The sequence below is a fragment of the Methylocaldum marinum genome (assembly GCF_003584645.1).
In the GTDB taxonomy this organism is placed as follows: domain Bacteria; phylum Pseudomonadota; class Gammaproteobacteria; order Methylococcales; family Methylococcaceae; genus Methylocaldum; species Methylocaldum marinum.
In genome coordinates this window covers 1,631,413-1,644,173 of sequence record NZ_AP017928.1, presented here as the reverse complement: position 1 = coordinate 1,644,173, position 12,761 = coordinate 1,631,413, and the positions used below count along the sequence as shown (strand labels likewise).

The 12,761-nt window shown below is 59.6% G+C and carries 7 protein-coding genes; 2 read left to right on the top strand and 5 right to left on the bottom strand.

From position 1 onward, the window contains the following. Positions 1 to 79 precede the first annotated feature (79 nt). The 5 genes from sS8_RS07080 to sS8_RS07060 are packed head-to-tail and all read right to left on the bottom strand — an operon-like array spanning position 80 to position 9,580. Positions 80 to 1,651 carry a complex I subunit 4 family protein gene (locus tag sS8_RS07080; RefSeq protein ID WP_119629032.1) on the bottom strand — a complete coding sequence of 524 codons (1,572 nt, stop codon included), beginning with the start codon at positions 1,649 to 1,651 and terminating at the stop codon, positions 80 to 82. A 43-nt stretch (positions 1,652 to 1,694) separates the two neighbouring features. Next, on the bottom strand, positions 1,695 to 3,221 hold the full coding sequence (locus sS8_RS07075; protein WP_119629031.1) for a complex I subunit 4 family protein: 1,527 nt from the start codon (positions 3,219 to 3,221) through the stop codon (positions 1,695 to 1,697). Positions 3,222 to 3,227: 6 nt separating this feature from the next. After that, on the bottom strand, positions 3,228 to 4,784 hold the full coding sequence (locus tag sS8_RS07070; protein WP_119629030.1) for an NADH-quinone oxidoreductase subunit 5 family protein: 1,557 nt from the start codon (positions 4,782 to 4,784) through the stop codon (positions 3,228 to 3,230). Further along, positions 4,777 to 8,100, bottom strand: a complete 3,324-nt coding sequence (locus sS8_RS07065; protein ID WP_119629029.1) for a DUF2309 domain-containing protein — start codon at positions 8,098 to 8,100, stop codon at positions 4,777 to 4,779. The genes sS8_RS07070 and sS8_RS07065 overlap by 8 nt, the downstream gene beginning before the upstream one ends. Positions 8,101 to 8,110: 10 nt before the next feature. Further along, entirely contained in the window at positions 8,111 to 9,580 is a 1,470-nt protein-coding gene (locus sS8_RS07060) for a complex I subunit 4 family protein (protein WP_119629028.1), read from the bottom strand. Between the two features lie 293 nt (positions 9,581 to 9,873). Between sS8_RS07060 and gltX the strand changes: the two genes are divergently transcribed. Further along, on the top strand, positions 9,874 to 11,274 hold the full coding sequence (gene gltX / locus sS8_RS07055; RefSeq protein ID WP_119629027.1) for a glutamate--tRNA ligase: 1,401 nt from the start codon (positions 9,874 to 9,876) through the stop codon (positions 11,272 to 11,274). Further along, complete coding sequence (gene cysS / locus sS8_RS07050) at positions 11,274 to 12,713, top strand: cysteine--tRNA ligase (protein WP_119629026.1); 1,440 nt, start codon at positions 11,274 to 11,276, stop codon at positions 12,711 to 12,713. The genes gltX and cysS overlap by 1 nt, the downstream gene beginning before the upstream one ends. Positions 12,714 to 12,761: the final 48 nt, after the last annotated feature.

Below are 12,761 nucleotides of genomic sequence, written 5' to 3'. Positions count from 1 at the left end.
GTGTCCGAGGACCCGTTCGACCCGCCATAATCTATAACAGGTATCGAATCGATACAATGAATTTTCCTCATTCCAAATTTCAACCTCCACTTAAGGACTTAACTTTGGTGATCCGCAAATTTTCCGGTAATTCGGCATAAGGGGAGGGGCCGCCTGCCGCGTCGATCCGCGCGACCCAGGCGGTCACCGCCGGCGCGCTGGCAGTCGTGACAATCCCCGGCACCAGCCCTCCCAAGAAGACCAGAGCGATTAGTATCACGGCCAGAGCGGATTCCCGCGGACGCAGATCGGAAGCGGTGCGGATCGGGTTTAGTCTTAACGGCCCCCAGAAAGCCCGCTGGAAGAAGCCCAGGAAATATGCGGCCCCCAAAATCACGCCGAACAATGCGGCGAGACCGGCGCCGGCGTGAGCCTTGAATGCGCCGATGATGATCAAATGCTCGGCGGCGAAGCCATTGGTGCCGGGCACGCCCATGGCGGCGATGCCGAAAAGGAAGAAGAAGGCCGTAAGCAGAGGCATCGAGCGCGCCAGGCCGCCCAGATTGGACAGTTCGGTCGACCCCAGGCGGTGGTGAAGAAACCCGGCCAATAGAAAGATGCCGCCCGACACGACCGTAAAATTGATCAGTTGAAATAGCGCACCCTGCACGCCCTGGTGGTTCAACGTGGCGAGGCCGATAACCACGAAGCCGGCATGGCTGATGCTGGAATATGCCAACAAACGCCGCAAATTGGTTTGCTTCAGCGCGATGAGAGCGCCGTACAATAGGCCGACGGTACCTAGGACCGTCAAAATCCAGATGTTTTCGCCGGCGGCATCGGGAACCAACGGGATGGCGAATCGCATGAGGCCGTAAAGCCCGAGCTTGAGTCCGGTAATCAGTGCCGAAACACCCGCTGGCCCTTCCATCGCGATCGTCGGCAGCCAAGTGTGAAACGGGAATAGTGGTACCTTGACCGCGAACCCGAGAAAAAGGAGCAGAAATACCGCCGTCCGCATCTCTTCGGAAACCGGCACGTGAAGCAGCGTCAAATAGTCGAAGGAAAGCCCGCGCGGCGCGGACATTCCGATCTGCTCCGCGTGGTTTAGCGCCAGGAGGATGATGCCGAACAGCAAGGGAACGCCGCCCGCCAGCATGAAGAGCGTGTATTTGCTCGCGGCATAACGCCGTTGCGGACCGATTCCCCAAAGGCTCACCAGGAAGAAAATGGGAATGAGCGTCAGCTCCCAGAACAGGAAGAACAGCGCCAGGTCGAGCGCGCAGAACACGCCCAGCGTGGCGCTTTCCAAGACGAACGTGAGGGCGAGATAAAGCCTTACCTGAGTTTGTATCTGAGTCCACGACGCTGCGATCACGGCCGAGGTCAGAAGTGCCGTGAGCGGCGGAAACAGAATCGAAAAACCGTCCACGCCGACCGTGTAAAAAACGTTGAGACTCGGTATCCAGACAGCCCGCTCGATGAGTTGCAATTTCGCGGAGCCGAAGTCGAAAAGGCCGAGCAGAATCAAGGACAGCAGCAACTCCGCGAGTGAGGCGACGAGCGCGAACCGCCGTGCCGACGCAGGATTCGGAAGAAAAAGCAACAAGCCGGCCGTCGCCAGCGGAAGGACGATCAGAACGGTCAGAATCGGAAAATCAACGGTAGTCAATGTTGTCTCCGGATGGCCAAAGCCGACAATTGTTTATTCGAACTCAATGTTTTTTTTCTTCGAAACGCTCAAAGCGTTGCGCCAATTCGTTTACGGATTCGTTCACGATCTGGACCCAGGGCTCGGTATAGAAGCCGACGCCCAGCAAAACGGCACAGACCACGCCGTTGAGCGTCGCCTCGGGAGCGGTAAGCCGGGTTTTCGGTCGCTGTAATACGGTTTTGCGCTGGGCCAGAAATGCACGCTGGAAAGCCCATAACAGAAACGCGGCGGCCAGAACGTTGCCGGTGGCCACGGCAATGGTAATGCCCCAATCATGGGCTTCGATCGAGCCTTCCAAGAGAAGATGGGCGGCATCGAAGCCGGGCGTTCCGGGCATCGCCATGGTGCTCAAGGCGGAGACCAGAAACGTGATTCCCAGCAGGGGCATGAGATCGAACAGTCCTCCGAGGCGCGGCAGCAAGGCACTGCCGGCACGCCGGAACATCAAACCCGTGGCGAACAGCAGACCGCTCGCGGCGATGCTGAAATTAACCGAAAGCAGCAAGCTGCCGGCCAAACCTTCGGAATTGAGACAGAACACACCGACCACCAGCATGCCGGTATGACTGACCGCCGCGAAGGCCAAAAGCCGTCTCAGATTCAACTGCATCAGCGCCATCAGAGCTCCGTAGAACATGCCCGCCAAAGCCAGGGCGATAACGACAGGCTTCAAGGTATGAACCGCGTCGGGCAGCAGCGGCAGCACGAAGCGCAACAATCCGTATACGCCCACTTTGGCGCCCACCATGAACACACCTATGGTTGCCAGCGTTCCGTGCTGAGAGACCTGGGGCAGCCAGGCATGAAAAGGAAACTGCGCCATGCGGATCGCAAGGCCGTAAAACAGCAGTATGAACGCTGCGGACTGAATGTTATGCGGAGGCAGCGTTTCGAGCAGTTCGCCGAGCGCGAACGACCACTCGCCGGCGCTTCGGGCATGATTCCAGCCCAGGGCGAGAATGCCGAGAAAGAGCATTACCAGGCCGCTCAACATGAATTGCATGTGGATCCGGACGGCTGCGGGAGCATCCGCGGAAGCGGTGCTCCATCGGCGCAGGATGAACGAGGCCGGCACGAGTTCGAGACAGGCCAGGAACCAAAACTGAAGCAGATCGACGGTCAAGAAGAGTGCAATCAGAACACTCTGGAATCCGAACAGGCTGGCGACATACAGCCCCGGCGACTTGCGCTCGGGCGTGATTTCCCCGTAGAGCATGAGCAGGAAACTCAAGAGCGCCGTAACGAAAACGAAGAGTACGCTCAAGCCGTCGACGCCCAAGTGGTAATGGAGGAAGGGCAGCAGCGCCAAATCTTCGGCGAATTGCAAATGGGTGGTGCCGGCGTCGAAGGCCATCAGCAGATAAACCGTCAGGGCGAGTTCGAGGCCCGAGCCGACCAGCCCGATGATAAAGGCACGTCGCTGAGACTCGGCGAAATAAGCAGCGCCCATCGCCATCAAGGGCAGAAAGATCATCGTGCTGAGGATAGGAAAGGCGGACTGCGTCGCCCAGTTGATTTCAGCGACCATAGGTTCTTACACGGTGGCTAGCAGAGTGAAAAAGACGAAAAGAATCAGGTAGCGTGGTTGGGCCAGGATGGATTCCAGGCGATTGAGCCGCATGCCGAAGCGGCGCCCCAGTGTCACGAGATCCATGCCGATGCCTTGCAGCACCAGGCGCTCCTCGAACCAGTGGAAAGCGGAAGCGAAGAGATCGGTCACGATGCCGGGCAGGCCGCCGACCCGGCGTCCGTCGGTACGATAACCGGCGCCGAGATGGTGTTCCTCCCGTTCGGCCAGGGCGGAGAGCCCCCGCATGGCGGGTGCGGGCAGGCCGACGATCTCTTCCACGACCCGGCGGTCGAATACGTTCAAATCCGCGGCGACGCGAGCGATCGGTTTGACAAGAGCCTGATGGCCGAACTGTTCCAGCCAAAAGCGCTGTAACGCGGCCGTATAAAGCCAGCGCGAACGCCCGGCGAAGGCCGGCACCGGCCGGGGCGGATGGCCGACGATGCGATGCATCAGCGCCGGTGCGGTCAGGAACTGGTATCCGCGTAGTACCGTATGAGCAGCTAGATGCCAGGCAGCCAACTGCCACCAGCCTAGGCCGCAAGCCAGAAACATCAGGCCGACCTGTGCCGTGGTGGAGAAAATCAGCCCGGACTTGACGTCGGTCTGCGTCAATCCGCAAACGAAACCGTAAAGAGCCGTCACCAGACCCATGGCCGCCATGATGGCCATGGCGGCGGGCGCCGCTTCGAAGACCGGCTGCAGTCGCAACACCAGAAAAACGCCCGCATGAATCATCACGGCGCCGTAGAAAATGGCGCTGGACGGCGTAGGTCCTTCCATCGCGCGCGCGACCCAGGGCGCAAGCGGCACTTGGGCCGACTTGGCGGCGGCCGCCAATAGAAAGCAGATCGCGATCAGACCGGCTTGAGAACTATCGAGCGCTGCAGCGCCTTGAGTAATTTGCGGCCATTCGACGCCTCCGGTCCAGACGAAGGCCAGGAAAATTCCCAAGGTGAAGCCTGCATCGCCGATCCGATTGGTTACGAAAGCGTAGGTCGCGTTGGCGGAGGCCACCGGCCGGTCATAGGCGTAGGCGATGAGGAGATAGGAACACACGCCTGCCAATTCCCAGCCGATAAAGGTGAATACGGCATTCCCGGCCAATATCAGCAGCTGCATGGCACCAGCGAACAGGGACAGGACCAGGAAAAAACGATGGAAACCGGCTTCTCGGTGCATGTAATTCACCGAAAATCTGGCCACCATAAGCGAGAACAATGCGAACAGCGACGACAAGCCGAGACTCAGGTTTCCTAGTGCGAAGCTGAGGTTGACGAGGTAATCGCCGCTGGCCAGCCAGGTCCCGAGCACGAGCTGCTCGGAAATCAGTTCTGCCTGGCGGCACCAGAACACCGCGATGGTCAATATAAAAGAGATCAAAGCTGCCCCGACCGCGATGGCGGCGGTGGGGCGCTCTCCCGGTTCGCCGGCGATACGCTCGGATAGGATGCCGACGCCTATGCCCAAGGCCGCCAAAATCGGCAAGCCCGGGACCAGCGGCACGATCCAATCAAACATGAACACCTCCCGACGACGGCTGTCGAATCAGGGCGGGAGGCACCGGTTCGGTATGTCCGGCGTACCAGGTGGGGGAACGTTCGACTGTGGGTAGCGGACGAAGCTCCCGGGTCCAAGCGACGAACCCCCGGCCCGGCACGAACATGGAGATCTCTCCGGTCTCCGGATCGATAGCGGACAGCAGCACCCAGCCGTTGCCGATCAACTCCTGCAACGATGGCTGGCGCTCGTAAATCGCAGCTAAGATGTCGGTCTTGTGCTCCACGACGATTTGCAGACGCATGGCTTCGTGGATTTCGATCATCTGCCTCGGAAGGCCGGTCCTGAGATCGCTGGCCGCGCCTTCCATGACGCCGAAAAGCCCGGTTACGTTATGGGGAACCTTGGTACCGCAGCCGAAACGCTCGTTGTTCACGGTAGAAAAATAATACTCGAGGTTGATACCGGCTCCGACAGGACCCACCGCCAGCAATACGTTTTCGAGTACGTTGCCGAGAGGGTCCTGAGTCGGATCGTAGGAAATCAAGAACGCTCGGCGGTCGAAAAACACACCCTGACTGAATGACCGCCTTCCGACGAATGCGGCGGCATTGGTGGCGTGCCCGAGTTCGGGGCGGGCTTGACTGAAATCGGTGGCACGCTCGGCGATATGCGCGAGCGCCGTGTCCGGCGTCGGATTGCGTGGGGCGGAGGCCAGTCGCCGGCAACGCTCGTGGGCCGAAAGGCGCCGTGCGGCATCGAGATCGCTGTTGAGCTTGCCGAACGCGGGGCGCGCGGCCGGCGGGAGATCCGTCAGGTCGAACCAGAGGATGTCCTCGTTGCAGGTGTTGTGCTCGGCGCCGATGAACCAGGTATCGTCCGGAATGCTGATGCCTTTTTCGGCGAGCAAGCGGCGCACTTCGGGACGGTTCGCCATGGCGGCGAAAGCCCGCGCGTTGGGTCCGCCGTGACGGCCACTGCAAGCGCCGCAGTCGTAGGCGGCGAGATGCGGGTTGTTCTGGCTGATCGATCCGTGTCCCATGAGGATCACCAATGGCGCAAAACCATAGGTCAAACCGGTGGCGCGCAAGAACGCAGCAACCCGGTCAGCCTGTTCCGAGTCGGTAAAGCCGAGGCGCGGACGTTCCACGCTCGCAGGAGCGCTATCGTTTGCTGCCGTAACGACCAGTTCGGTGGGCACCTCGGGAACGAAGAGAGCATCCGCGCGTTGAACGAGAGCGGTTTGCCGGGCGGGGAAAAACACTTTGCCGATCAGCGGGAGCAATACGCCCGGTGCAAGCAGATCGATCAAGATCTGAGAAGAAACGAGATTGCGCCGAATCTCCTGGTTGAACAGCGCTCCGATCCGCTGACGAAGGCTTAGGCGTCGATTGTGGTGAGCAAGTCGATCGTCCTCATCCGGGCGGGCAACTTCGCGCACCTCGTTGACGGGCGTGACCACGACAGGACACAGCGGGGTGACCTTTTCGTCGTCCAGAGCTCGCCAGTTGATCGGTACGCCGAAAAAGCCGGCGGCGCCCAAAGTTTCGATCTGCGGGTTCAATTCCTCGAGATGGCGTCGAATGCCTTCCTCGCGGTCGTCGATGCAGAAGATGACTTGCGCTTGCGGGCGGTCATCCCGCTTCGCCCAGCGGCCACGGCCTCGATTGTTGGCCAGGGCATTGAACAATTCTTCCCGATAACGCCTTTCATAGGCGATGAGCCAAAGATAACCCCGCTGGGACGGAGACAAATCGTTCAGCGCGGCGAGGAGGGCTTCACAGGTCTGCACCGAAAGCGAACGCACATCGCGGCCCGAAAGACCCAGGTGCTGAGCCAAACGGAACAGCCGCCAGCCGCTGTTGTAAATCGTCAGCCGCTGGGGTTTTTCCGCCAGCGAGCTGTGCTTCCAGGTCGAGATCATATCGGCTACGGACCACCAGCGCTCGCGATCGAAGCTTCCGGGCCGTGATTCGGCAACCAACTGCTGTGCGGAGTCCGCCAGGTACTCGGGCAGACCGCCATCGAACAGTGCGTGGCGCACGAGGAATTCGGACGGGTTCCGTTCGAAATAGGCGCGCAGAGACGGCCAAGTACCGGCGATATCCCAGATTTCTCGGCAAAGTCCTTCGATCATGATGCGGTCCAGGACCAATCGAAAGGCGAGATAATCCATGAGAGAGACGGGCGATTCCAGATTGGCCTCGTAATCGGGATGATGCTGCCGCCAATTGATGATGCCCGACCAGCCGGGGAGCTCCAGGGCGATCCGCTCCAAGTAAGTTTCCCAGCGGTCTTCCGGAAGGCCCATCCGGACCAGTTCCGCATGAACCGCATCGACGGCCTGTTCCGGCAAAGCCGACACGACTTCCCGCCAATCCGGAAAATCGCTGAGGCCGAGCGAGAAATCGAAGGATGCGGAACGACGCCACGCCGAATACAGTCCTTCCCTCCGGTCGGTCGCATGCCAGGCCGCCAGCCCCTCGTCCAAATGGGAGGCGCAAAAGCGAATCAGTATCGGCCGCACCATGTCGAGCACGTCCCGCCCGGTCAACGCAAGGAGCAGGCCGCGCAGCGAAATGCCGTGGCCGACGCTGGCGAAGACGGTCTCCGAGAGTGCGCGGGCCTCCGCTTTCATCTTTTGTCGCGCGAGGGTGGTGCTTGCCTTGGCGCCGCCGGATGATCGCCCGGACTCGTTCAACAAGCTTTCGGCTTGACGGACCGTGAGGTCGGTCAGGTCTTCGGGGTGCGGTGAGGTCTGGTCCAATCCGAGAACTTTTAATGTGGCATTCCACAAGTCGCGGATCAGAGCGCTTTCCTGTAACGCTTCGGCGTTTCCCGCCACCTGTTTGACCGAGTCCATGAGGCGGCGGCGCGCCTCGGGCGGGACGTCGCTTTGAAACCGGTCGAGCACCGCCATTTCCTCGATTTGCCAGTTCAATTGGCTCGGCGTCAGGGTTTCCACGCCGTAAGCCATGTCGATGCGATGGACGTCGCGGCGCAGGATCGTTCGATCACCGATCCGAAGCAGTATTTCGTTGCTTTTGAGTTCTGGTGTTTCGGCGAAGGCGGCGGCGAGATCCTCGTCCAGAATGCGGTCTTGGGCATAGAACTTCCTGAATTCATCATCGGGCAGATAGCCTCGGATGCCGGTCAGCCGCTCGACGGATTCCAGGGCATCTCGGAACGGGAGATGCTGAAATCCGTGCAGGGTGTTGTGATGCACGAAGTTCAGGATCGGCGCCTGTCCCGGCAAGACATGATCGAGGTGATCGACCGCCTCCTGCAGCCGCCGGCGGACGTCGAGCTTCGAAGCTTTCGATTTGGGCGATAGCACGCTAGATTCCTCAGAAAGTCTTGTGATGGAAAATCATGCTGAGTTCGTTGACAGCGGCGTCCGTCAACGCCACCATGGGGCCCGGCACGAGGCCCAATGCCATGATGCCTGCCGCCAAAACTCCGGCGGCAACGAGTTCGTGGCTGCGCAGATCGCGGACATTCTGCATTTCGGGCCGCATCGGGCCGGTAAACAGCCGGGCGGCGGTCCGGATCGCGTAGGAAGCGCCTATGAGCACGCCGAGACTCGCAAAGACCATGATCCAGCCGAAACGCTGGAAACCGCCGATGATGGCGTGAAGTTCCGCCACGAAACCCGCGGAGCCCGGCAGTCCCATGGACGCGAGCAATGCCAGGGTCGTGAAAAAGGCGAAGCGCGGGGTCACTTGCACCAGAGAACTGTAGTCCGAAATTTCTCGCGTGTGGGTGCGCTCGTAGAGGAGACCGATCAATAGGAACAGCGCGCCGGCAATGAGACCGTGGGCGGTCATCTGCAACACGGCACCGAGTAGTCCGGCTTGGTTGAGTGCTGCAATGCCGAGCAGCACGACGCCCATATGACTGATCGAGGAATAGGCGATCATGGCCTTGAGATCGGTCTGCCGCCAGGCCAGCAGTGCGCCGTATACGAGACTGACCAGGGCTATGCCTGCAAGCAGGGGCTGAAGCGCCAGAGCCGCCTCGGGCAACATGCCGGTCGCTTTGAGTAGGCCATAAGCGCCCATTTTGAGAAGTGCGCCTGACAGCAGAATACTTACCGGGCTGGGCGCCTCCACGTGGGCGAGCGGCAACCAGCCGTGGATCGGAAATACCGGCATTTTTACGCCGAACCCGATCAGAAAGCCCAGGAAAATCCAGATTTGTTGCTCCCTGGGCAGGCTCCGTGCGGCCGCCAGCATAGACTCCATCGTCGTGGAGTGTTCGGAGGACGCGGTGAAAATCATCAACAGGCTCACCAGCATGAACACCGATCCGCCCATGGTGTACAGGACGAAATTGAGGCTAGCCGTATGTTTGCGCTTGCCGCCCCACTGGTCGATGAGGAAAAACAGCGGAATCAGCGTCAGCTCCCAAAACACGTAGAACAGAGCCCAATCCTGGGCGAGAAAGACACCGATCATCCCGAACTCGAGGGCGAGCAGCCAGAAATGGTATCCCTTGACCCGAGTGTCCACGCTTTCCGACGCCAGCGTCGCCACCAGGCAAAGGAGAGCCGACAACACAACCATGGGCAGGGAAAAACCGTCGACGCCGAGGGCGTAATAACTTCCGAGCTCCGCGTTCCAGAGACGGCTCTCGGGGTATTGGATCGCCGGGGAGGATGTGTCGAACTGAAACAGAAGCCAAACGGTCAACATCAGAACGACAGCCGATGAGCCCAGGGCGGCCGCCCGAATCGAGCGGATTTGCTGCGACGGTAAAGCCAAAATGACCAACGCACCGACGATGGGTGTCCAAAGAATCAGACTGAGGATATACATGATCAGATGCTCATATTGTCCGGCACGGTCGCGAATCTTGAGGCTCGATTAACCGGGTGCCGGAAATGTCCTAATTGTATTGGCTCGATACTATAAATGAAAATTTCAGCGAAGGTAAGCTTACCATGCGATTTTCGTGCAAACGGTCGTTGACGAGCAGCAACACCTGTGTCAACCGAAAGCAACGCTCTACGAAGCATAGCTTTTCTACGCTTGCGGCAGGTTACGCCTTGCTCTAAATTGTCCTATTGGCAAGAAGCTTGCCGAATATAATCCCTCATTCTTTCTCAGATATGAAATCGACCAAGTCTCGCTTCGCTCCCAGTCCGACCGGTCTCATGCACCTCGGCAACGCTCGCACGGCCTTGTTCAGCGCGTTATTCGGAGACCGTTTCCTGCTTCGTATCGAAGATACCGACAGCGAGCGGAGCCGCAGCGAATTCGTCGATGAACTGATCGCCGATTTGCGCTGGATGGGCCTGAATTGGGATGAAGGTCCAGAAAATGCCGAGCCGGATGAACGATACTTCCAATCTTGTCGAGGCGCGATTTATCAGCGTTATTACGAGGAACTCGAGCAGCAGGGTCGCGCCTATTTCTGTTTCTGTTCGCCGCGGGAACTGGAGATTTCGCGCAAGATCCAGTTGAGTTCCGGTCAGCCGCCGCGTTACACGGGCAAGTGTTCGCACCTTACCGCGGACGAGGTGAGCCGCAAGCTTGACGAAGGACTTCGGCCCACCTTGCGCTTTCGAGTACCTAAGAACGAAACGGTGGAATTCGAGGATCTCGTGCGCGGACCGCAGAAATTCGCTACCGACGACATCGGCGATTTCATCATCCGTCGAGCCGACGGGAGCGCGGCATTTTTCTTCTGCAACGCCATCGACGATGCGTTGATGGGGGTGACGCACGTGCTGCGGGGCGAAGACCATCTCGCCAACACGCCCCGGCAGATGCTGGTGCTTGCGGCGCTCGGCTTGCCGATACCGCAGTATGCCCATATTTCGCTGATTATGGGCGACGACGGAGCGCCCCTGTCCAAGCGCAACGGCAGCCGCAGCCTGAAACAATTGCGCGAGGAAGGCTATTTTCCGTGCGCCCTGTTGAACATGCTGGCCCGGCTGGGCCACCACTACGACTGTGACGACCTCATGGATTTCCGAACGCTCAAGGCGAACTTCGATCTGTCCCGCCTGGGAAAATCGCCGGCACGGTTCGACGTCGCCCATCTGGATCACTGGCAGCAACTGGTGGTCCGATCGGCTGACGACGAGACGCTCGGGGGATGGCTGCGCAAGGAGACCGCCGCCATCGTTCCGGAGGAACATCTTGCGGCGTTCATCGAAATCGTGCGCAGCAACTGCGTGTTCCCGGACCAGGCGGACCGTTGGGCACGCATCCTGTTCACGGATGAGTTGCAGCTCGATCCGGATGCCGCCGAAGCTGCCGCACAAGCGGGAGAATCCTATTTTCTTTCCGCTATCGATGCCGCCAACGCGGCGCAGGCCGATTTCGATATGTTTCTGCGCGAGCTGAAGACTAGGACGGGCGCGAAGGGCAAGGCGCTGTTCATGCCGCTCCGCGCCGGCTTGACCGGACGTCTGGACGGACCGGAACTCGGAGCGATTTACCGATTGCTGGACCCGCACCGGCTACATCGCCGATTAGCCGAATTCACCTACGAATCCGAATGATGCTGAAGATCTACAACAGCCTGACCGGCCGCAAGGAAGTCTTTACCCCAATCGAACCGGGCAAGGTCCGGCTCTACGTGTGCGGGATGACCGTGTACGACTACTGCCATTTGGGACATGCCCGCGTCATGGTGGTATTCGATATGGTGGTTCGCTATTTGCGGCACCTCGGCTATCAAGTCACATATGTCCGGAACATCACCGACATCGACGACAAGATCATCAGGCGCGCCAACGAGAATCGAGAACCTATCGCAGCGCTGACCGCCAGGTTCATCGATGCGATGCACGAAGACGAGCGTGCCTTGGGCGTGCTGCCTCCCGACATCGAGCCGCGCGCGACGCAATCCATCGACGATATGCTCGCGATGATTCAGTCCTTGGTCGATCGCGGCTACGCCTACGTGGGAGACAACGGCGACGTTTTCTACGCGGTATCGAAATTCGAGGGTTACGGCCGTTTATCCGGCAAGAACATCGAAGACCTCCGGGCGGGCGAACGGGTGGAAGTCGAGGAAGCCAAGCGCGACCCCCTGGATTTCGTGCTCTGGAAACGGGCGAAGCCGGAAGAGCCGGCTTGGGATTCGCCTTGGGGCAAAGGGCGTCCGGGCTGGCATATCGAATGCTCCGCGATGTCCACCCGCTGTCTGGGGCATCATTTCGACATTCATGGCGGCGGCATGGATTTGCAGTTCCCCCACCACGAAAACGAGATCGCGCAATCGGAAGGGGCGACCGGCGAAGAGTTCGTCAACGTTTGGATGCACAACGGATTCGTGCGGGTGAACGAGGAGAAGATGTCCAAATCCCTGGGCAATTTCTTTACGGTCCGCGAGGTTCTGGCCCGTTATCGCCCGGAAGTGGTGCGGTTTTTCATTCTTAACAGCCATTACCGCAGTCCGCTCAACTACTCGGACGAAAATCTGGACGAGGCCACTGCCGCGTTGACCAGGCTATACACGGCCTTGCGCGGCTTGCGTTGCGAATCGACCGTTTCCGCCGGGGAAAACCGGGGCAGGGAGTTTCGTTCCCGATTCGAAGAATCGATGAACGACGATTTCAATACGCCTGAAGCGATCGCCGTTTTATTCGATTTAGCGCGCGAGATCAATCGGGCTCGAAATGTGCATGTCGATGAAGCGGAGAGCTTGGCGGCGGTCCTGAAGCACCTCGGTGGAGTCCTCGGACTGCTGCAGACGGATCCGGAAGCGTTCCTTAAGTCCGAAGTCGGATCGCCGACGCGTGGAACCTCGGGAGGTGTCGAGTCCGATGCCGAGTTCGTGTGGGGTGACGAACTCATCGAACAGAAAATTCAAGAGCGCCTGGAAGCCCGCAAGAACAAGGACTGGGCCACTGCGGACCGGATTCGAAGCGAGCTCAAGGAGCAGGGTATCGTATTGGAAGATTCCTCCGGAGGTACGACCTGGCGGCGGATGTGAATTCTGCGGGCCGGCCGGTCAGCGCATTTTTCCTTGAACGGGAGAGGA